We start from the raw sequence: 21,983 nt of genomic DNA, 5'->3' as shown, positions 1-21,983 counted from the left end.
GCCTGGTCCATTCAGGGTGCTTAGGCCACCGGAATCATTGGGTCGGCTGCGGCCAGGGCGGTTGCTCGATCAGCTGCCGGGGGATAGATCCAGATGGTGTTGATCTGGGTCTTGAGCTGCTTGGCTTCATCCTTCACCAGCTTCAGCTGACGGTCCCAGCCCTCGGTGAACACCGCTCCCCAGGCACCGAGGTCCAGGCAGGTCACGTACTTGGGCTGGCTGTAGGGAATGGGCTGCACGCCCAGCAAGTCGGCGGCTACGTTGTTACCCGCATGGCGACCCAGGGCGATCGCGTGCTGGCAGGACATGGCGGCGAAGTTGCCGAGGTCGTCGGTAGCCGCATAGGCGACATCGCCGGCGGCGAAAATGTTGTCCTGGCCAGCCACCTTGAGGTTCTGGTCTACATGCAGGCGCCCCAGTCCATCGCGCACGCTGGTCAGTTGCTCGGTCAGCGGGCTGGCACGGAAGCCGACCGTCCAGATCACCGTGTTGCTCTCGATATGGCGACCGTCGGAGAGGGTCACACCATTGGCGTCCACGGCCGCCACGCTGGTACCGAGTACCCACTCGATGCCGAGGTGATCGGATGCTTCGACGATCGACGGGCGGATTCCGTCGCCCAGGGCAGCGCCGATCTGTGGAGCACGGTCGATGACGATCACGCGAATATCCTGGTCTTCGCCGAGCACCTCGCGCAGACGCGCCGGCATCTCGGTGGCAGTTTCGATGCCGGTGAAGCCGCCGCCGGCGACCACCACAGTGTTGCGGGCAAGGCTGTACGGGCGGTCCTTGAGCGACTTCAGGTGGTTCTCCAGACGCGCCGCGGATTCGATCTGGTCGACGTCGAAGGCATGGGCCTCCAGGCCGGGCACCGGCGGGCGGGCGAGTTGGCTGCCGGTCGCGAGTACCAGGCGGTCGTAACTCAGTTCGTGCTGGCGGCCAGATTCGTCGCGGTAACCGACGGTCCTGGCCTGCTCATCGATACGTTCTGCGCTGCCTTTGACGAAACGCACACCAACCGAGTCGAACAGGGCATCCAACGGGGCAAACATGGCATGGACGTTGGGCTCGTAGAAGCGCGGACGGATGCGCAGCTCGGCCTGAGGGGCGAGCAGGGTGATCACCACATCGTTGCGATCATGCTTGTCCAGCAGACGTGCAGCGCTCAATGCGCTCCAAAGTCCACCGAACCCTGCGCCAACAACCAGAATTTGCTGTTTCATGAAGTGCTCCTCGGAAGAAGTGGTCAATAAGATTGATGTTATTTCTTCAATTCCGGCGTGACGATTACAGGTCCATTGATACTGGGTTCCCATATTCGCTGAATCGGATCGTCCGCTGTGGTTACATGCTATCCATGGATATTTTTCAGCGCACTTCTACATAGGGTAAGTAGAGTTATGCGTCAGTCGAATTGATATATACGTAGGTATAATTTGAATTCGCCGCAGTGCTTTCCGGGTTCTCAGGGGTGTTCGCGCAGGGCTGTTTCGATACAGCTGAGCAGTTTGTCGGCTTCGAAGGGCTTGGGGAGGTAGGCGACCAGCCCCGGGGTGTCGGGACTGACGCGGGGGGAGACACCGTGGTAAGCGGTGATGAAGATGGTGGGAATGCGAAAGCCCATGGCGATGAGTCTTTCATGTAATTCGAGCCCACACATTCCCGGCATCTGGATGTCGGAGATCAGGCAGTGGGCTTCAGTCGGGCCGCTGGAGCCCAGGAACTCCAGAGCATCGGCGTAGGTCCTGGCCTGGTAGCCGCTGGACCTCAACAAGCCCTCCAGCGCCGTGCGGATGGATTCGTCATCATCGACAACTGCAATAACGGCCATGTCGCGCACCTGAGTAGCTTGCGTCATTTGGGGTTGCCCGTGACGGCACCCGTCGTTATTGGAAGATACGCTGTCTTATAACGTGGAGAAGTATACCTACGTATAGTCGCCGCCCCTCGAAACCAGAGGGGCCGGGTTCCCTTCTGTTGCATAATACCGAAGTACAAGTGCACACCCCGAAGGGATACTCAACCTGAACTGACGTACAAGTGACCGTTCGCCTGTTTCTCGAATAATCTGACACCCACTTCGCTGATTGCCTCCAGCAACTTTGGAGGTGCATATGAAAGTTGTAAGAGTTCAATCAACCAGGCGGCGAACATCATGAACAGAAATGACCTGCGGCGTGCCGACCTCAACTTGCTGGTTGTATTCGAAACCATGATGCGCGAGCGCAATGTCACTCGGGCCGGGGAGCGTTTGTTTATCGGGCAGACCACTGTCAGCAGCGCGCTGGCTCGCCTGCGCTCGATGTTCAACGACCCCCTGTTCATCCGTACCGGCGGGGTGATGGAGCCGACCGCGCGTGCCGAGGAAATCCATGCTCGGCTGGCGCCGGCCCTCGACGGCATCGCGGTGGCCCTGAGCTGCTCGCAGGAGTTCGACCCACTCACCAGTGATGCGGCCTTCCATGTCGGACTCTCGGACGATGTCGAATATGCGCTGCTTCCGAAGCTGATGAGACGCCTGCGCGACGAAGCGCCAAATATCACCCTGGTGGTGCGCAGGGTGGACCAGTGGCACTTGCCCCACCTGATTACCACGGGCGAGATTTCCGTGGGAATCAGCCTGACGCAGGCATTGCCGGCCAGTTCGCACTGCAAACGCCTGCGGCCGATGCAACCGGTGTTGCTGCGCGGTGATTCGGCGGCCAGCCGCCTGACACTGGATGAATTCTGTGCGCGGCCCCATGTGGTGGTGTCCTCGATGGGCAAGGTCATCGACGACGTCGATCACGCCCTGAGCCTGGGAGGGCGTCAGCGCAAGGTGGTGCTGGCAGTGCCGCAATTCAGCGCATTGCCCGGACTGCTTGCCGGCAGCGACATGGTCGCCATCGTGCCGGACTACGTTGCCCAGGCCATGGAGCGGCTGCATGGTATGCACGCCGAGTACGCTCCGCTGGACCTGCCGACTCCCGACCTGTCCATGGCCTGGCGCGGCGCTTGCCACGATGACCCGCGCGAGCGCTGGCTGCGCTCGTGCTTCTTCCGTCACTTCGGCCAGGCGCTGGAGCAGACCTCGGTTGCAGCTTGAATGGGGAGGGCGGGGCCTGTGGGATACGGATCAGTTCTCCCGTGTGAAACGGCTGCGGTAATCACGGGGGGAAATGGACAGGTTGCGCTGGAAGGTGCAGCGCATCCGTTCTTCGTCGCCGAATCCGCAGAGTCGGGCGATCTGTTCGATGTTGCGTGGCGTGTTCTCCAGCAAGCGCTTTGCCGCTTCCAGGCGGAACAACTCGATGGCCCTGGACGGGGTCCGGCCGGTCTTGAGCTTGTAGACCCTGGAGAAGTTGCGCTGGCTCATCTGCGCCTGTTGGGCCAGACGCTCCACCGTAAGGTTTTCGTCGCCCAGATTCTCTGCCAGCCACAGGTGCAGGTCGTCGAATGCCGCGCTTTCCTCCGATTGCGACTGCAACAGCGTGCTGTACTGCGCCTGACCGCCCGGACGCTTGAGATAGACCACCAGTTCCCTGGCCACCTGCATGGCCACTTCGCGACCGCAATCCGCTTCCACCAGGGCGAGTGCCAGGTCAATGCCCGCGCTCACGCCCGCCGACGTCCAAACCGTGCCTTCCTGGATGAAGATCGCATCGGCGTCGACGTCGATGGTCGGAAAACGCGCCTTGAGGGTGTCGCACATGGCCCAGTGCGTGGCGGCACGCCGACCATCGAGCAGACCGGCCTTGGCCAGCAGGAAGGCGCCGCTGCAGACCGCCGCGACGCGCCTGAATCGATGGGTCGTGCCGGCCAGCCAGTCCGCCAGGTCACCGTGACTGTCCAGGGTCTGGCAAATATCCGGGGCACCGGGAACGATGAGGGTGTCGGCAGGTGGTTCGCCCGGACGGTCGAGTCGTGAGGTGTCCACGACCAGGCCCTCGGCGGTTTGTATCAGGCCACCTTCGAGGCTCGCCGTACGCAGCTGGTAGCCGTGCAGCCTGCGTTCGGCCAGTGCCTTGGAGGCAACCCAGAACACGGTCTGGGCGCCAGTCAGGTCGAGCAGCCCCATTTTCTGGAAGGCCACGAATAGCACCTCTCGGGGCTGATCCCATGCTGGCGGATTCGTAGCATGGTGCTTGCCGGGATTTTTTGTCTTTGCCCCTGAAGAACCCACCATTGTCGTGGCCGCTCTTGCTGTATTGGCATGGGGAAATAATGGCTCGGGTCATGGCTTTTCAGGTGATCTGCCAGGGTCGGTCGTCGGAAAGTCAGATGCGCCTTTCTGCTGTCCGGGCCTGGCCGATAACAAGGGTTTTATGTCCTGGCAGGCCGCTGCACGGGCGAGTTAGCCTATTTCTCGTCGAGGGCGAGCTGTTCTCGGCCCCTTACCGCGCGTTATTAGCGCTCCGCTCCAAATCACCCCAAGCAATGTCAGCCCGGCCAGCACCGGGTCGCAGCGTTGCTGCGGGGGGAGTCATGGACTAATTTTTTTTTGACCAGCATGTAGATATGGCCGGTCCTCAGAAAGGAGGCAAGATGAGTTCGTGGTCGCAATCAACTTCGACCCAAAACGCAGGCGACCAGAAAGACCCAGTGGTCTATGTGGTCGATGACGACGAGTCGATGCGACTAGCGGTCGAGGGATTGCTGCGCTCAATCGGTTTGCGCGTAGAGACGTTTGAATCACCCCAGGATTTTCTTGCCTTCCCGAAGAGCAACGCTCCCAGTTGTCTGATCCTGGACGTCAGGCTGCGTGGCGAAAGCGGCCTCGCTTTCCAGGAGCAGGCCGAAAAGAGTGGTCTGCATATGCCGATCGTGTTCATGACCGGTCATGGTGACATCGCCATGACGGTCAAGGCTATGAAAGCCGGGGCAGTCGACTTCCTGGCCAAACCGTTTCGCGACCAGGACATGCTGGACGCAGTCGCCAATGCATTGGCGCTGGACGGCGAGCGTCTGGCAGCCGAGCGTTCCATTGCAGCGCTCCGTGCCGCGTACGACTCGCTTACCGTTCGGGAACGGGAGGTCATGGGGTTCGTCGTGGCCGGTCTGATGAACAAGCAGATCGCCTTCGAACTGAACCTCAGTGAAGTCACCGTGAAAGTCCATCGTGGACAGGTCATGAAGAAGCTGGCGGCGCGCTCCGTAGCGGACCTCGTCAGAAAATCGGAATCATTGGGCATCCAACCGCAGCCACGGAAGTCGTCCTGATGTCGGCACCGTCGGCAGTGCCATTGAGGCCTGTCGATGATCCACCGAGGCGGTAGCGTCCATCGCAATGAGGGGCGGCAGCCTGAGGGCAGGGTGCGGCATACCAGATAAAACTACAGATGGTTCCGAGACCAATGGGTAACAGACTCCAGATTTGCTGGGACGATGGCGAGCGCGTCTTCTGTCGCGGGCCACATCCACGAAACAGCGGCTACGAGGTGCTGGTCGCACGGCCCGCCGCAGAGCAACCGTCGCCAGCCAGCCTTGATCGCCTTGTTCACGAGTTCTCCCTGAAAGAGGAACTCGATGGCACATGGGCGGTTCGCCCGCAGGCCCTGGTGCGCGAGAGTGGCGGGATGCTGCTGGTGCTCGATGATCCGGGCGGCGAACCTCTCGAACGGTTGCTCGGCGCTCCCATGGAGATGGGCGCCTTCCTGGGCTATGCCGTGGGTATTGCCACGGCGCTGGGCAAGCTTCACCAGCGCGGACTCGTCCACAAAGACCTCAAGCCTACGCACATCCTGGTGAACTGCGCCGATGGGCAGACGCGCCTGACCGGGTTCGGACTGGCCTCGCGCTTGCCGCGAGAACGCCAGGCTCCCGAGCCCCCCGAGACCATCGCCGGCACGCTCGCCTACATGGCGCCCGAGCAGACCGGACGGATGAATCGGTCGATCGATTCGCGCAGCGACCTCTATGCGCTTGGCATTACCCTCTACCAGATGCTGACCGGTGCGCTGCCGTTCACAGCCTCCGATGCCATGGAGTGGGTGCACTGCCATATCGCCAGGAAGGCGATCGCACCGAGCGAACGGGTGGTCACGGTCCCCGTGGTTATCTCCCACATCGTCATGAAACTGCTGGCCAAGACAGCCGAGGAGCGCTACCAGACTGCAGCCGGCGTCGAACATGACCTGCGCCGCTGTCTGGAAGCGTGGCAGTCTGAGCAGCGCATCGACGACTTCCCTCTGAACGAGCAGGGCGCCCCCGACCGCTTGTTGATTCCGGAGAAGTTGTATGGGCGGGAGGTCGAGGTAGACACCCTGGTTGCCGCGTTCACTCGCATCGTCAACAGCAGTGCGCCGGAGCTGGTGCTGGTGTCGGGTTACTCCGGTATCGGCAAGTCTTCGGTGGTCAACGAACTGCACAAGGTATTGGTGCCGCCACGGGGGCTCTTCGCCTCCGGCAAGTTCGACCAGTACAAGCGGGATATTCCCTATTCGACCCTGGTACAAGCGTTCCAGAACCTGGTGCGGACACTGCTCGGCAAGAGCGATGCAGAACTGGAGGGCTGGCGGGATGCGATGCTGGAGGCGCTGGAACCCAATGCGCGGCTCATGACCGATCTCATTCCGGAGCTGAAACTCATCATCGGAGAGCAGCCACCGGTTCCGGAGCTGGAGCCGCAGCAAGCGCAACGCCGCTTCCTGCTGGTGTTTCGGCGTTTCATCAGCGTATTTGCGCGACCGGAACATCCGCTCGCACTGTTCCTCGACGATCTTCAGTGGCTCGACGCGGCCACCCTCGATTTGCTGGAAGACCTGCTGACCCATTCGGAACTGCGCCACCTGATGCTGGTAGGCGCCTACCGCGATAACGAAGTGGATGTCACGCATCCGCTGACCGCCAAGCTTCAGGCCATCAGGAATGCAAGCGTCAGGATCGACGAAATCAAGCTGGCGCCGCTCGCCACGGCTCATATCGAGCAACTGATCTCCGAGGCCCTGCATTGCCCGCGAGAACGCATCGAGTCGCTGGCGCGGCTGGTGCAGGACAAAACCGCAGGCAATCCATTTTTCGTGATCCAGTTTCTTCAGGCGCTGGTCGAAGAAGACCTGCTGACCTTCGACCATGACGCGCGGCATTGGCGCTGGAACCCTGATCGTATCCATGCCAAGGGTTACACAGACAACGTCGTGGACCTCATGGTCGGCAAGCTCGCCCGCCTGCCGTCTGATACCCAGCAGGCGCTGCAGCAGCTGGCCTGCCTTGGCAACGTCGCCCAGATCGACGTCCTCGCCAGCGTTCTGGGCATTTCTCAGCCACAGACTCAAACGGTGCTGTGGGAAGCGATTCGCCAGGAGCTGGTCGAGCGGCTGGAGGGTACTTATGCCTTCGTCCATGACCGGATTCACGAAGCTGCCTACTCGCTGATCCCCAAGGCATCACGCGCCGAAGCCCATCTTCGTATTGGCTGGCTGCTCGCCGCACAAACAGTCCCGGAACGACGGGAGGAGGCCATCTTCGAGATTGCCGGCCAACTCAATCGCGGTGCCGCGCTGCTGAACGACGCAGGTGAGCGTGAGCAACTGGCCGAGTTCAACCTGCTCGCCGGCCAGCGGGCCAAGGCATCGACTGCCTATGCGTCGGCGCTTACCTATCTCACCATCGGTGCGGAACTGCTCGACGAGGAGTGCTGGGAACGCCGCCATGAGCTGATCTTCGCGTTGGAGCTTAACCGGGCCGAATGCGAGTTCCTGACCGGGCAGTTGGCGGCGGCGGACGCCCGCCTGGTGGCCCTGGTGGAACGCGCCGCTTCTACCGTGGAGAAGGCGCTGGTAGCGTGCCTCCAGCTCGATGTTTGCCTGGTCCTCGATCAAAGCGACCGCGCCGTCGCGGTCTGCCTCGCCTATCTCAAACATGTCGGCATCGACTGGTCAGCGCATCCCGACGATGACGAGGTTCACTGCCAATACCAGCAAATCTGGTCACGGCTTGGCGAACGCAGAATCGAGGATCTGATCGATCTGCCAGTGATGGAGGATGCTGCCTCGCTTGGCACCGTCGAGGCGCTGAGCAAGTTGTTCGCGCCGGCCCTGCAGACGGACGCAAACCTGGCATGCCTGACGATCTGCAAGGCGGTCATCATCAGCATGGAGCACGGCAACAGCGATGCGTCGTGCGTGCTCTATGCCAATGTCGGCCGGGTCGCGGGACGGCGCTTCGGGGATTACCAGGCCGGTTTGCGCTTTGGCCAGCTCGGCTGCGATCTCGTCGACCGGCGTGGGCTCAAGCGCTTCGAGGCCAAGACCTTCCTCTGCTTCTCGATATTCGTCATGCGCTGGCTGCGGCCCGTGCGGGAGTGCCGTGCGTTGTTGAGCCGTGCCTTCGTGGCGGCGAACAGGATCGGCGATCTTCCGTATGGTGCCTACGCAGGCAACAGCCAGGTCTCGGACATGCTCTTCGCCGGCGAATCGTTGCCGACGGTGCAGACTGAAGCCGAGCGCGGCCTGGCCTATGCGCAGAAAGTGCGTTTTGGCCTGGTGGTCGACTTCATTGCCACGCAACTTGCCGTGGTGCGCGCCTTACGCGGGTTGACGACGGCATTCGGCTGTTTCGACGACACGAATTTCACCGAGCAACAGACCGAGGAACATCTGTCCGGCAGCCCGGACCTGGCACTCGCCGAGTGCTGGTACTGGACGCGCAAACTGCAGCTTCGCTACCTGGCCGACGACTACGGCGCGGCGATGGAGGCAGCAACGAAGGCGGAGGCATTGCTCTGGACTTCATCTTCGTTCTTCGAGGAGGCCGAGTTTCACTTCTACGCCGCGCTGGTTCGCGCTGCAGCCTGTGATACGGGGCCTGCGGAGGAGCGGGAGACACATCTGGCTGCCATGGCCGTCCATCACCGGCAGTACCAGGTATGGGCGGACAACTGCCGCGAGAACTTTGCCGATCGTACCGCCCTGATAGCTGCCGAACGCGCTCGCGTGGAGGGTCGGGAGCTGGAAGCCGAGCGGCTCTACGAAGAGGCCATCCAGGCGGCACAGGCAAGCGGCTTCGTCCATGTCGAAGCGCTGGCCAATGAACTCGCGTCGCGCTTTTACGCGTCGCGGGGTCTCGGCAAGATTGCCCAGCTGCATATGCGTGATGCGCGTTATGGCTACCTGCGTTGGGGCGCCAGCGGCAAGGTGCGACAGCTGGAGGCGAAGTACTCGTACCTGCGCGTGGAAGAACCTGCGCTCGGCCCAACAACCACGATCGCAACGCCGGTCGACAACCTCGATCTTGCAACCGTACTGAAAGTGTCCCAAGCCGTATCGGGAGAGATTGTTCTGGAAAAGCTAATCGATATGATCATGCGCACGGCCATCGAACAGGCCGGCGCCGAACGTGGCCTGCTGATCCTGTCGGACGGCGGCGTGCACTTGGTTGCGGCAGAAGCGACGACGGTGGGGGAAGCGACACAGTTGCAACTGCGAGATGTGCCGGTGAACGCGACCCTGCTGCCGGAATCAATCCTGCTCAATGCCCTGCGTACCCGGGACAGTGTCGTTCTCGACGATGCCGTGGCCGAGCCTGCTTTCGCCACCGACCCGTACATCCGCGAGCAGCGCCCGCGGTCGATCCTTTGCCTGCCCTTGATGAACCAGGCCAAGATGACTGGCGCCCTGTATCTCGAAAACAACCTGACTTCGCGGGTGTTCAGCCCGGCGCGGATAGCCGTCCTGAAGCTGGTGGCCTCCCAGGCGGCGATCTCACTGGAGAATGCCCATTTGTACCGTGATATCGCCGAACGCGAGGCAAAGATCCGTCGTCTAGTCGATTCCAACATCATCGGGCTCATCGTCTGGAATGCAGACGGTGACATCATCGAAGCCAATGATGCATTCCTGCGCATGGTGGGTTACGAGCGGGAAGAACTGGTGTCGGGACGAGTGGGTTGGCGAGAACTGACGAAACCGGATTTGCTCTCGGACAGTGAACTGGCCCTGGCTGAGGCCCTGCGTGCCGGAAGCGTGCAGCCTTTCGAGAAGGAATACATCAGGAAGGATGGCAGCTACGTGCCGGTCATCGTCGGCCTGGCTACTTTCGAAACGGGTCGCAAGGAAGGCGTCGCTTTCGTGCTCGATCAGACCGAGCGCAAGCAGGCCGAGCAGCAGGTCCGCGACAGCGAGCAACGTTATCGCGAGGTGCAGGCGGAGTTGGCACATGCCAACCGCGTCGCGACCATGGGGCAACTGGCCGCTTCGATCGCCCACGAAGTCAACCAGCCGATTGCCGCGACGGTGACCAATGCCCATGCCGCGCAGCGCTGGCTGAACGCCCAGCCGCCCGAGATTGGCGAGGTGGGTCAGGTCCTTGGCCGCATCATCAAGGATGCCAACCGGGCCGCGGAGGTCCTTGGTCGAATCCGCGAACTGATCAGGAAGGCACCGCCGCAGAAGGAAGCCGTGGACATCAATGTGGCGATACGCGAGATGGTGTGCTTCACCCAGGGAGAAACCAGCAAGTGCGGCGCATCGGTGCAGATGCAACTCGCGGAAGGTTTGCCCTTGATCGAAGGTGACCGTGTCGAGTTGCAACAGGTGCTGCTCAACCTGATCGTCAATGCGTTGGAGGCCATGAGCGGCGTCAGCGACGGCGCCCGGCAACTGCACATCAGCAGTGGGATAGACGACGCAGACACTGTGCGGGTGAAAGTGAGCGATTCTGGGCCGGGATTCGCTGATAGCGCCGAGAAAGTCATCGCCCCGTTTTACACCACCAAGGCAACCGGCCTGGGGATGGGGCTGTCGATCTGCCGCTCGATCATCGAGTCCCATGGCGGCCAACTGAGCGTGAGCAGCCGGCAGCCTTGCGGCGCCGTCGTCGAGTTCACCGTGCTCGCCCATCCCGCCGTTTCATCGTGATTGCCACCTACGGGTGACGCAAATCCCGGCCAGGTGCAATCGGGAAACGCGCGCGGCTCGCCGCCGCGCGCCCAACGTCAGCTGGATGCGTCCAGCACCACCCGGTAGCGAGCCTTGCCGCTACGCAGGTGGTCGATGGCGTCGTTGATCCGGCTCATGGGAAAGTGCTCGACCTGCGGCAGGATCTGATGGCGCGCGCAGAACTCCAGCATGGTCGCCATGGTCGCGGGTGAACCCACCGGGGAGGCCGACAGGCTCTTCTGCTGGCGCAGCAGGTTGAATACATGCACGGGAATCGCGCCGGGCACCACGCCGACGAAATTCAGGTGACCCTTGCGGCGCAGAGTGCCGAGCATGGCGGGCCAATCGAGGTCGGCGTTGGCAGTGACCAGGAGGAAGTCCAGGGTATTGGCGATCGCCGCCAGTGCCGCACTGTCGGTAGAGGGCACAACCTTGTGTGCGCCCAGGCGGCGGGCTTCGTCCTGTTTGCTCAAGGACGAGGTGAAGGCCGTGACTTCACAGCCCCAGGCATTGAGGAAACGCAGGGCAAGATGACCGAGCCCACCGATCCCCACGACGCCAACTCGGTCGGTGGGTTTCACATCGAACTCCACCAGCGGGTTGAACACGGTCGATCCTGCGCAGAACAACGGTCCGGCCAGGGCCGGGTCCAGCCCATCCGGCAGCGGGATCGCCCAGGCCCAGTGGGAACGCAGGCGGTCGGCGAAGCCGCCGTTGCTGCCGATGATCGTGGGTTTGATGGCGTTGCACATCTGGTGGGAACCCTCGATGCAGGAACCGCAGTGCATGCAGCTGCCCTTGTACCAGCCGATGCCCACCCGCTGGCCCAGCTTGAGTCCACGGACCTGGCTGCCCATCCGTACGATGCTGCCAACCACCTCGTGGCCGGGGATGAACGGGTAGCGGGTGAGGCCCCATTCGTTGTCGATCATCGATTGATCCGAGTGGCAGACGCCGCAGTACTCGACCGCGACTTCCACCTCTTCGTCCGCCAATGGGCCGGGGATATAGCTATGGCGTTCCAGTGGGGCTCCGGGCGCGACGGCGGCCCAGCCGGTGAATGTCGTGAGTTCCGCTGCATCGCTCATCGGTCAGCTCCTGCTGGAAGGGATCGGGGTGCCTGCGCTTCGCCGCGGCAGGGCCCGGGAAGTGTAGCCCGTCGCTCAGGCTTGTCTCATGCCCCGCCCTGGCGGGCTTTCGCGTATCGCGCGAGTCCGATCTTGATGCCCACCAGCATGGGGGCGGCGACCACGAATAGCAGGGAAACGGCAACGAAGGCCGAGTCGAAGGCAATTACCGTGGACTGACCGGTTACCACCCGTCCCAACAGGTTTATCGCTGCCTGGCTGGCGGACGCTGTGTCCATACCCTTCGCGGCCAGCAGGGTGGTCGTGGTCGTCAGCCGCTCGATGAGGGCGCCACCTCCAGGGGTGACGTGCGAGCCGAGCACCGCAAGATTGGCGGCGACGTTATGCTCGATCAGGGTCTGCAGTGCTGCAACCCCCGCCAGGCCTCCCAACTGACGACCCGTATTGAACAGGCCGATGCCGGCGGCCAGGTTCTGGCTGTTCAGGTTGCTGAAGGCGATCAGCGTGATCGACAGGAACAGGAAGCCAAGGCCAAGACCGCGCAACAGGATGGCGGACATCATGTCGTCGGCGCCGCTTTCGCTGGTGGAGCCGGACAGCATCCACATTGCGATCATGATTATCAGGATGCCAAAAGGCACTGTGGCAAACGGCGCAACGCGACGCACCTGCATGAGAAACGCCGAGATAAGCAGCGCGCCAACAAAGGATACGGCGCTCGGCACCAGGAGCTGGCCGGCATCGGTCGGGGTGAACGCCAGGATCGACAGGGCGAACACGGGTATCAGGAACGCACTGCCGAACAGGGCGGCGCCGGCGACAAAGCTGACGATGAAGGCGAAGAGAAAGTCAGTCGACTTGAACAAGCTGAAATCGAGCAGGCCTTGCCCCTTGGCCAGCACCTGTTGGCCGAGGAAGGCGAGCAGGGCGGCGATGCCAATGACGGTCAGCCACAGGATGCGGGGTTCCTCGAACCAATCCCAGCGGGTGCCCTGGATGAGTACGTAGGTCAGGCAGAACAGGCTGGCGGACATCAGCAAGAAGCCGAGCCAGTCAAACCGGCGCGATCTGATCCTGACGGGTATCGGATCATCGGCGATCAGCAGCAGGCCGCTGGCCACCAGGGCGAGCGGCACAACGCTGAAGAAGATCCACGTCCAGGACTCGCTGTCTATCAACCACCCTTGCAAGGCCGGGGCGAGCGTTGCGGGTGCGACGACCGCCCCCACGGCGAAAAGGGCTTGAAGGATGGGCTGGTGGGCGCGTGGGTAAGCGAAGAAGACGATCGCCTGGCCAACGACCAGCAAAGAGCCGCCGGCGAAGCCCTGGATCATCCGCAGCGCCATCAGCACATCCAGCCGCGCCGTGATGGCTGCCATGCCGCAGGCCAGGCCCAGGACCAGGGTCAGGGTGATAAACAGGGTACGCGGGTGGAAACGGCTTACGAACCATGAGGCCGTCATGAACCCGATGAGCTTGAGTGCGATGTACCCGACATCCAGCCAGGCGAACTCATCAGGCGTTGCGGAAGTGTCGCCGATGATGTCACTGCGTCCGAGCGCCAGGACGGTGCCGGTTATCGCTTCAGTCAGCGAGGCCAGCACGATGCCGACCATCAGGAGGATTCCAGTCGCGCTCTGGTTGCGGCTCTGCGTGCCAGCGGCGACGGCGTTCATGAGCCACTTCCATGATCAACTTCGACGCGTGCCGACAGGCCCGGAACAATGCGGCCCGGCATGGGATTATTGGCAAAGCGAATCTTCACCGGGACGCGCTGCACGACGCGCACGAAGTTGCCGGTCGCATTGTCGGTGGGGAGCAGGCTGAACGCCGATCCGCTGCCAGGTGCAAAGCTGTCGACCACGCCTTCCAGCGCTTCGTCCGGATAGCCGTCGATGGTGATGCGGACGCTCTGGCCTGCGCGGATATGTTCGAGTTGGGTTTCCTTGAAGTTCGCCACGACCCACACATCATGGACCGGCACGATATCCAGCAGGGCGACGCCCGGTGTGACGAAGCGGCCGATGCGGACCTGGCGGTTACCGACCACGCCATCGACCGGAGCGCGTACCACGGTACTGTCGAGATCGATCTGGGCGAGGTCGCGGGCGGCTTGAGCCTGCGCCACGGCCGCCACGGCGGCTTCGCGCTGGGCGAGCAGGACGGCGATGCGTTGCTGTTGAGCCTCCATGGTTGCCGAAGCGGCTGATACCTTCGCTTCGGTTCCCAGGCGTGCCGCGTCGCTTTCGTCGACCAGGGCCTGGCTGACGGCGTGGCTGCGAATGAGCTTGCGGCTCCGATCATGGGTCTTGGCTGCCAGATTCCTCTGTGCCACGGCCGAGCGCCTTTCGGCTTCGGCCTGTCGAATCAACGAGCGCTGCAGCTGGGTTTCCGCATCGACATTGGTCAGCCGAGCCTCGGCTGCCTTGACGTTGGCGACCGCCTGCGCAAGGCGCGCACGGTAGTCCTGATCATCGATCCGGAACAGCACGTCACCCGCCTGGACGCTCTGATTGTCCTCGACCTCGACCGCGGTGACGTAACCGGCAACCTTGGCCGCTAGCGATGTGGCGTCACCGCGGACGTAGGCATTGTCGGTCGTCGTCTCGCCAACGGAAACCGCCATGGTCCATCCGATCGCGGCTGCCACTACCGCGCCGAGGCACAGCAGTACGCCAATCACCTTTCGCTTGCTTCGCCGCGCCGGTACTGCACCGATCTCGGAGCTTGCGCCGGCGGCACTGGCGATCTTGTCCTCGAGCGATTTCATATCTTCATTTCCTGTTGAATATCAATGACGTGCAGCAGCTCCTGGACCGCAGTCGCCTGCTGCCGGGGCTGTCGATTGTTGATGCAGCTGTTGCTCAATTCGCCCCGTGGGCGGCCTGGCTGCCCAGCCAGGTGTCGTAGTGGATCGTGCCAAGGCGCGGGTGCTCGCCGGGAGTCAACGATTGATCGTCGAGGAGGACACCGAAATAGCGCGCATGGACGTCCGGCACGACTTTGCGCGTGTCCTGGGTGATCTGCAGGAAGCGCCGGATCAATTCGTCGAGCGGAATGGCTTCGGGACCGGCGACTTCGACGGTGCCGTTGGCCGGTGCTTCGAAGGTGATTTCCGTCAGCGCCGCCACCACATCGTCCGACGCGATTGGCTGGATCAGAGCTGGCGAGAGGTGAATCTCCTCGCCCTCGGTAGCCGACTGCGCAATCCCGCCGACAAACTCGAAGAACTGCGTCGCGCGCACGATGGTGTAGGGAATGCGGGACGCCTTGATGAGTTCCTCCTGCACGATCTTTGCCCGGAAGTAGCCGCTGTCCTGGAGTCGTTCACTACCTACGACCGAGAGCGCAATGTGATGGCGAACTCCGGCGGCGGCTTCGGCAGCCAGCAGGTTGCGACCGGACTCTTCGAAGAACTCGAGGACGGCTTTGTCGTCCCAGGCGGGCGCGTTGGCGACGTCGACGACAATCTCGGCGCCATCCATCGCCTCTGCCAGGCCTTGGCGGGTAACGGTATTCACGCCCGTGCTCGGGGCTGCGGCGATCACGTAGTGGCCGCGCTCGCGGAGGTTTTTTACCAGTTTGGAACCGATGAGGCCGGTGCCTCCGATGACGACGATCTTCATGGGGTCTCTCCGCTAAGGGGCTGCAACCATCGCAGTCGGTGTAGTGAGAGAGTGCCGCTGTGTGTCAGGGAAGTCCTTGTGGCGGCCTTGAGTTGTCCTTCGGGGAAGCTTGTTTTTTCGTCCAGGGGAACAGTTGTTGCAATGATTTCCGTTGGAGCGGCCGGTGCATCCAGCAAGGCGCCGCCGTGGTATCAATGTCAGCTATTGACCTGCAGTCGCGTTCGCGAGGAGACACCGATCTTGCAATTCATGTTTGGAGACTACGTGCTCGACCAGGGGCGCCGGGAACTGACCTTGCGCGGGCAAGTCGTGGCCGTAGGGCCACAGGTTTTCGACCTATTGCTGCTGCTCGTCAGCAACCGCGACCGCGTTGTCAGCAGGGACTACCTGCTCGAGGCAGTCTGGAACGGCCGAGTTGTCTCGGAGTCGACGATAACCAGCCACATCAATGCCGTTCGCAAGGCCATCGGTGATTCCGGCGAAGAGCAGCACCTGGTGCGGACGGTGGCCCGCAAGGGGTACCGCTTCGTCGGTGACATCAAGGTCGTTGAGGTCGGTGAAACGCAGCTGCCTGCCGGGCCGGGCATTGGCGAAGATGAACCGGTCGAGCGGAAGGCAACGCCTCCCGCCGCGCTCGTCCTGCCAGACAAACCCTCCATTAGCGTCCTGCCCTTCCAGAACCTCAGCGGTGACCCGGACCAGGACTATTTTGCCGACGGTATCGTCGAAGACATCATCGTTGCGCTGTCGCGTATCCGTTGGCTGTTCGTCATCGCGCGCAATTCCAGCTTCACCTACAAGGGGAGGGCGGTGGACCTGAAGGAAGTCGGTCAGGCGCTAGGCGTGCGCTATGTGCTGGAGGGCAGTGTGCGCAAGGCCGGGAACAAGGTGCGCATCACCGGGCAACTCATCGACGCGACCAGCGGGACGCATCTATGGGCGGAGCGTTTCGAAGGGACGCTCGATGACATCTTCGAGTTGCAGGAACGGATTGCGGAAAGCGTGGTAGGCGCCATTGCGCCGCAGCTCGAACTGGCTGAGATCGAGCGTGCCAAACGCAAGCCCACGGAAAGCCTGGACGCTTACGACTATTACCTGCGCGGAACAGCGAAGCTGCACAGCGGCACCCGGGACGCCGCCGAGGAAGCGTTGAACCTTTTCTACAAGGCCATCGAACTTGATCCTGAGTTCGCATCGGCCTATGGCATGGCAGCCTGGTGCTATTTCTGGCGCAAGTTGAATGGCTGGATGATCGATCGGGAAAAGGAAATTGCCGAGGGGGCGCGGCTTGCGCGGCTAGCGATGGAGCTCGGTCGGGACGATGCGGTGGCGCTGACGCGGGGCGGGCATGCGCTTGCTCATCTGGTGGGCGATCTCGATGTTGGCATCGCGCTTGTCGACAGGGCTCAAATGCTCAACTCCAACCTGGCTACCGCCTGGTTCCTTGGCGGGGTCTTGCGTGCGCTGCGCGGTGAAACTGACGCCGCCATCGAACACTTGAACCACGCCGCTCGCCTGAGTCCGCTGGACCCGGAGATGTTCAGGATGCAGGTCGGGATGGCGATCGCGAACTACTTCGCCGGGCGCTTCGATGTTTCGTCGGCCTGGGCGGAGAGGGCGCTGGAAAACCTGCCCAGCCTCCTGCCCGCCGTCGCGCTGGTGGCGGCCAGCAATGCCCTGCTCGGCCGGATGGACAAGGCGCAGCACGCGATGCAGCGCCTGCACGAGCTGAACCCATCCCTGCGCATCAGCAACCTGAAGGACTGGCTGCCGATAAAACGGCCGGAGGATTTCGCGCGGTTCGCGGAAGGATTGCGCCTGGCCGGCTTGCCCGAGTGACCGCAATGCCAGTGCGCGCGGCGCACCCTAGGTCCAACGTCACGGCAGCCTCCGCTGTAGGGCGCTCCATGCGCACCAGGACCGTCGGTTGGCGCCGAGTGCAACGCGGCCCGGCAAGGTGCCGGGAACATGCACCCGACGTTGGGCTTATCAGGCTCAGCATCCACCTACGCGCCGGTTCATAGCCCCAGGCACGGCTTCAGGCGGCACCGGGCAGAGCGGCGTCGCCGGAAAAGTGAACCAAGGTATCGAAGCCCCACGCGAGGGTATGAGATTACCGACTTCAGGTAGAAGTGCCCCGGCATATCCCAAGGCTTATCGTGGCTTGCGCTCGGCGATTCGACCGGGTCGCACGAGGTCATTTCGTTCCAGGCGGTAAAGGCCTCGCAACTGCATAGCCGGCGCCCCGATTCACGAGGCAGGACGGCCGGTCTCACAGCCACCAGGCAAGCGACTCCGCGCGGGTTGATCGATACGCTGCTGTTCGAATGGGCGGGGCCACCTGTACCTCCCGTCTGGTCATGCGAATCAACGGCCGATCAATGCCAACGCGCAAGGTTGTCCTGATGACCAACGCTCACCAGAAGGAAAGGAAGATGAACGAACTCACCACGGCATCCGGTGCTCCCGTCGCCGACAACGACAGCATCCAGACCGCTGGACCTCTTGGGCCGGCACTGCTGCAGGATGTCTGGTTGTTGGAAAAGCTTGCCCATTTCGACCGCGAGGTGATTCCGGAACGACGTATGCACGCCAAGGGCTCCGGCGCCTACGGCACCTTCACCGTTACCCATGACATCACCCGCTATACCAAGGCCAGGCTGTTCAGTACTTCCGGGAAAAGAACCGAGGTCTTCGTGCGCTTTTCCACGGTGGCGGGCGAACGCGGCGCGGCCGACGCCGAGCGTGATATCCGCGGGTTTGCCATAAAGTTCTACACCGAGCAGGGCAACTGGGACCTGGTAGGCAACAACACCCCGGTGTTTTTCATTCGTGATCCGTTGCGCTTTCCCGACCTGAATCATGCCGTGAAGCGTGATCCGCGCACCGGCCTGCGCAGTGCCCAGAACAATTGGGACTTCTGGACGCTGTTACCCGAGGCACTGCACCAGATCACCGTGTTGATGAGCGATCGCGGGATTCCCGCCAGCTACCGGCACATGCATGGCTATGGCAGTCATACCTTCAGCTTCATCAACGCTGCGAACGAGCGTCACTGGGTGAAATTCACCCTGAGGAGCCAACAGGGTATCCGCAACCTCACCGACGAGGAGGCCGCAGCCCGCATCGCCCATGACCGCGAGACTCACCATCGTGACCTCTTCGAGAGCATCGAGCGTGGCGAATACCCGCGCTGGACCCTGTATGTCCAAATCATGAGCGAGCAACAGGCTGCCGCCCACTACCACAATCCGTTCGACCTGACCAAGGTGTGGCCGCACGGCGACTTCCCCCTGCATGAGGTTGGCGTCCTGGAGCTCAACCGTAATCCGGACAACTACTTCGCCGAAGTGGAGCAGGCCGCTTTCAGCCCGGCCAACGTAGTCCCGGGGATCGGCTTCTCACCCGACAAGATGCTTCAGGGGCGACTCTTCTCGTACGGCGACGCCCAGCGCTATCGCCTCGGGGTGAACCATGCCTCGATCCCGGTGAACAGCCCGCGTTGCCCAGTGCACAGCTATCACCGCGACGGCCTGATGCGGGTTGATGGCAACCAGGGTGGTCGGTGCCCCTATTCCCCCAACAGCAGCGCCGAGTGGGTCGACCGCAAGGACTTTGCCGAGCCTCCGCTGGCGCTACAGGGTCCGGCTGACCACTGGCTGCAGCGCCCGGATGAGGACCATTTTTCCCAGGCAGGCGAGCTTTTCCGTCTGATGACCCCGGCGCAACGACAGGGGCTGTTCGACAACACCGCACGTGCCATGAAGGGCGTTTCCAGGGACGTCATCGAGCGTCATATCAGCCACTGCGCCCAAGCCGACCAGGCCTATGGCTCCGGTGTCCAGGCAGCGGTGGAGCGTCTCCACTGAGCAGCGTTCGGCCCCGTCCGTGCGGGGGCGCCGGTCGTCGAGTGCAAAAGGTTGAACGTCATGAACCACGCCAAGGTCTGCTTCTCCAGTCACACCGGCGGACGAGTCGATCGCGCTGCCGCGCCGGCTCTGTGGCTGCCGGCCGCCACTCGGATAGAGCTGGTGGATCTGCTACAGCAACAGTACGTACTCACTGTTGACGTGCACGCCGATCTGCAACAGGCCCAGTGGCTTTTGCGTCGCCTTAGCTTCAGGGCCTTGCGCAGGGTGCTGCGCAGCATGGCGCTGATGGCGGCCAGCCAGCTGGGTCCTCTTGCTCATTCCATCACTGGGCTTGGCGGCTACCTGCCTGGCGCCCACGTGTTCCAACCCCAGCTGATGTTCGACAACAGGGCGCCCCTCTGCTTCTCGGAATGCATTGCACGGGTCCAGCGGGACATCGAAGAACTGGAACGCCTGCCTGAGCGTCTTGGCCGACTGCTGGAAGGGGACTCGATTCGAAGCGAATCGCTCGCCGCCCTCCGGCTGGAGGACACCCGACTGGCCAGCAGGCTGCTGGTGGCCAGGGTGCGTCATGTGCTGGCGCCGTAGGTGTCGCACGTCATGCCGTAGTGCGCCCAATTCAGGCACGTCGTCTCGTTTGGGCGCACCAGGGCCGAAGGTTGGCGCAGCGTGCAACGAGGTCCGACAGGGTGTCGGGATCAAACCGCACGCTCAGCGCCATCCTGCGAAAACGCTTAGCCCTTGGCTGCGATTGCAGTGACTTCCACACGCATGCCTTCCACCGCCAGCGCAGCCACGCCAACGGCGGCGCGAACCGGCCAGGGCTTGGCGAAGAAGCGCTGGTAGACCTCGTTGAAGGCGGGGCGGTCGGCCATATCGGTGAGATAGATGGTCAGGTGCATGACCCGGTCCATGGAGCTGCCGGCGCGCTCCAGCGCGACCTTCAGTGCCTGTAGGGTGCATTCGCTTTGCGCGACGATGTCGCCCAGCTCCAGGCTGCCGTCGGCGCGGGTAGGGATCTGGGTGGACACCAGCAAGCCGCCGAAGCTGGCGACGTCCGAAGAAATGGATTCCGGGTCTGGATCTGGGAGGAAAGTGAGGTCGTGGTTTGCCATGGCAGCTCTGCTCGAGTGGTAGGAAGGCGGCTTGTACATCACCCCCGGTGGCTCGGCCAGCCGGGGTGTCCGCTGGGGCGACGCCGTTTTCGCGGCCAGTTTATAGCGCCATGGGTGGCTCCAGAAGCCGCAAGTCAGAATCGGTCGAGCCGATAGGCTTCCAATGCCGCTAACCCGTGCTGGCCATCGGTTGTTGCCGGCAAGGCCGCCAACTGGGCGATGTGTTCTGCAGTCACCGCAGCCTGGGTCAAGCCGAGATGCTGGTGGCCGAAGGCGAGCAGTACCTTGCCGTCGCACACCCGGTCGATGATCGGCAGGGAGTCCGGCAGGGATGGACGAAAGCCCATCCATGGCGTGGCTGCTTCGACACTCAGGTCACGGCGGAACAGGCCTTTGCTCAGTCGATGCAGCTGCCAGGCGCGCTCCATGTTCGGCGGCTGCTCGAGGCCGGCGAACTCGACTGTACCCGCCAACCTCAAGCCGTCAGCCATTGGCGTCATGATGAACTTGCGCTCCAGCGAGGTGACTGCGAATGGCAGGCGCTCATGCTCATTGGGCAGCATCAGGTGATAGCCGCGTTCGGTATCCAGTGGCACCTTCCTGCCGGTTAGCGCCGCGGTGATCCTGGCCGAGTGGGCGCCGCAGGCGATCAGCACCTGGCGGGCATGCAGGCCGCCGTCATGGGTGGTCAGCACGATGCCGTCCTGGCGCAAATGGCCACCCTGAACGCTTTGCCTGCGGAACTGCACACCCAGGGATTTCGCAGCTGCAACCAGTTCACAGACCACCCGGTAGGGATCGAGGAAATGCCCGGTGCGCGGAAAGAACAGCCCACCCTGAATCCGTTCGCTCAACTGCGGAGCCGCTGCATGGACGGCCTCGGCCCGCCAGAAATCGACCGCCACGTCCTGGCCGCGCATCCGTGCCTGCAGGGCTTCGAGCGCCCGGCGCGATTCGGCGCGTTCGAACACCAGCAATGAGCCGTCTTCCTTCAGCAGGCCCGGCCGGTCAATCGTCTTCAGCAGCCGCTGCCAGGCACCGAGGCTGCCTTCGTTGAGCGCGCGTATGCCGGCGACGGTTCGCCGGAACGGCGTTGGGTGCAGGTTCAGCAGTAGCCGCGTGAACCAGGGCAGGGCGCGTGGCATGTATTTCCAGTCCAGGCGCAACGGACCCATGGGATCCATGAGCATGGACGGCAGTCGTTTCAGGATCGACAGGTCCGCAATCGGGAACACCTGTTCGGTGGCCAGGTGCCCGGCATTGCCGAACGAGGCGCCCTGGCCAGGGTCATGCCGGTCGATGACCACTACACGCTTGCCCTGGCGCGCCAGCTGCAGGGCGCAGGCCACGCCGACGATACCGGCGCCGACCACGGCGATGTCCGCGTGAGTCTGTGGCGCGTTTGATGGATTGGCGTTGACCATGT

Annotated in this window: 15 protein-coding genes; 6 read left to right on the top strand and 9 right to left on the bottom strand. The window is 62.8% G+C overall.

Annotated elements, in window-relative coordinates; translation table 11 throughout:
* Window positions 1-20: 20 nt before the first annotated feature.
* Together E8E75_RS17525 and E8E75_RS17520 are read right to left on the bottom strand one after the other, a co-directional pair.
* Window positions 21-1,223 carry an NAD(P)/FAD-dependent oxidoreductase gene (locus E8E75_RS17525; RefSeq protein WP_280359482.1) on the bottom strand — a complete coding sequence of 401 codons (1,203 nt, stop codon included), beginning with the start codon at window positions 1,221-1,223 and terminating at the stop codon, window positions 21-23.
* A 242-nt stretch (window positions 1,224-1,465) separates the two neighbouring features.
* On the bottom strand, window positions 1,466-1,858 hold the full coding sequence (locus E8E75_RS17520; protein ID WP_153921886.1) for a response regulator: 393 nt from the start codon (window positions 1,856-1,858) through the stop codon (window positions 1,466-1,468).
* A 297-nt stretch (window positions 1,859-2,155) separates the two neighbouring features.
* Here E8E75_RS17520 and E8E75_RS17515 point away from each other — a divergent pair, with 297 nt between their 5' ends.
* A complete protein-coding gene (locus E8E75_RS17515; protein ID WP_153921888.1) occupies window positions 2,156-3,085 on the top strand; it encodes a LysR family transcriptional regulator in 930 nt (309 codons plus the stop codon).
* 30 nt (window positions 3,086-3,115) lie between these two features.
* Here the strand turns inward: E8E75_RS17515 and E8E75_RS17510 are convergent, their stop codons facing one another.
* Window positions 3,116-4,072: a helix-turn-helix domain-containing protein gene (locus E8E75_RS17510; RefSeq protein WP_280359481.1), complete on the bottom strand. Its 957-nt coding sequence runs from the start codon at window positions 4,070-4,072 to the stop codon at window positions 3,116-3,118.
* A 452-nt stretch (window positions 4,073-4,524) separates the two neighbouring features.
* Between E8E75_RS17510 and E8E75_RS17505 the strand changes: the two genes are divergently transcribed.
* Together E8E75_RS17505 and E8E75_RS17500 are read left to right on the top strand one after the other, a co-directional pair.
* Window positions 4,525-5,199: a response regulator gene (locus E8E75_RS17505; protein ID WP_153921893.1), complete on the top strand. Its 675-nt coding sequence runs from the start codon at window positions 4,525-4,527 to the stop codon at window positions 5,197-5,199.
* Between the two features lie 134 nt (window positions 5,200-5,333).
* Window positions 5,334-10,835 carry an ATP-binding sensor histidine kinase gene (locus tag E8E75_RS17500; RefSeq protein WP_280359480.1) on the top strand — a complete coding sequence of 1,834 codons (5,502 nt, stop codon included), beginning with the start codon at window positions 5,334-5,336 and terminating at the stop codon, window positions 10,833-10,835.
* 77 nt (window positions 10,836-10,912) lie between these two features.
* On the opposite strand, the gene E8E75_RS17495 is transcribed toward E8E75_RS17500, so the two are convergent.
* From E8E75_RS17495 to E8E75_RS17480, 4 genes are all read right to left on the bottom strand, one after another.
* Window positions 10,913-11,944 (bottom strand): NAD(P)-dependent alcohol dehydrogenase, encoded by a 1,032-nt coding sequence (locus E8E75_RS17495; protein ID WP_153921899.1) that lies wholly within the window; start codon window positions 11,942-11,944, stop codon window positions 10,913-10,915.
* Window positions 11,945-12,030: 86 nt separating this feature from the next.
* Window positions 12,031-13,620: an MFS transporter gene (locus E8E75_RS17490; RefSeq protein ID WP_280359479.1), complete on the bottom strand. Its 1,590-nt coding sequence runs from the start codon at window positions 13,618-13,620 to the stop codon at window positions 12,031-12,033.
* Window positions 13,617-14,714, bottom strand: a complete 1,098-nt coding sequence (locus E8E75_RS17485; protein WP_153921905.1) for an HlyD family secretion protein — start codon at window positions 14,712-14,714, stop codon at window positions 13,617-13,619. Before E8E75_RS17485 ends, E8E75_RS17490 begins: the two co-directional genes overlap by 4 nt.
* A gap of 94 nt (window positions 14,715-14,808) precedes the next feature.
* On the bottom strand, window positions 14,809-15,570 hold the full coding sequence (locus tag E8E75_RS17480) for an SDR family oxidoreductase (RefSeq protein ID WP_153921908.1): 762 nt from the start codon (window positions 15,568-15,570) through the stop codon (window positions 14,809-14,811).
* A 240-nt stretch (window positions 15,571-15,810) separates the two neighbouring features.
* Here E8E75_RS17480 and E8E75_RS17475 point away from each other — a divergent pair, with 240 nt between their 5' ends.
* The 3 genes from E8E75_RS17475 (at window position 15,811) to E8E75_RS17465 (ending at window position 20,030) form a co-directional block, all read left to right on the top strand.
* Window positions 15,811-17,409, top strand: coding sequence for a winged helix-turn-helix domain-containing protein (locus E8E75_RS17475; RefSeq protein WP_153921911.1), 1,599 nt, complete (start codon window positions 15,811-15,813; stop codon window positions 17,407-17,409).
* Window positions 17,410-18,005: 596 nt separating this feature from the next.
* Entirely contained in the window at window positions 18,006-19,439 is a 1,434-nt protein-coding gene (locus E8E75_RS17470) for a catalase (protein WP_153921914.1), read from the top strand.
* A gap of 60 nt (window positions 19,440-19,499) precedes the next feature.
* Window positions 19,500-20,030: a hypothetical protein gene (locus tag E8E75_RS17465; protein ID WP_153921916.1), complete on the top strand. Its 531-nt coding sequence runs from the start codon at window positions 19,500-19,502 to the stop codon at window positions 20,028-20,030.
* A gap of 146 nt (window positions 20,031-20,176) precedes the next feature.
* Here the strand turns inward: E8E75_RS17465 and E8E75_RS17460 are convergent, their stop codons facing one another.
* Together E8E75_RS17460 and E8E75_RS17455 are read right to left on the bottom strand one after the other, a co-directional pair.
* Window positions 20,177-20,557 carry a RidA family protein gene (locus E8E75_RS17460; protein ID WP_120650886.1) on the bottom strand — a complete coding sequence of 127 codons (381 nt, stop codon included), beginning with the start codon at window positions 20,555-20,557 and terminating at the stop codon, window positions 20,177-20,179.
* A gap of 134 nt (window positions 20,558-20,691) precedes the next feature.
* Window positions 20,692-21,981 (bottom strand): FAD-dependent oxidoreductase, encoded by a 1,290-nt coding sequence (locus tag E8E75_RS17455; RefSeq protein WP_280359478.1) that lies wholly within the window; start codon window positions 21,979-21,981, stop codon window positions 20,692-20,694.
* Between the last annotated feature and the right edge of the window lie 2 nt (window positions 21,982-21,983).

The sequence above is a fragment of the Pseudomonas sp. BN606 genome (assembly GCF_029873115.1).
Taxonomy (GTDB): domain Bacteria; phylum Pseudomonadota; class Gammaproteobacteria; order Pseudomonadales; family Pseudomonadaceae; genus Metapseudomonas.
This window is presented reverse-complemented; position numbering and strand designations above follow the sequence as displayed.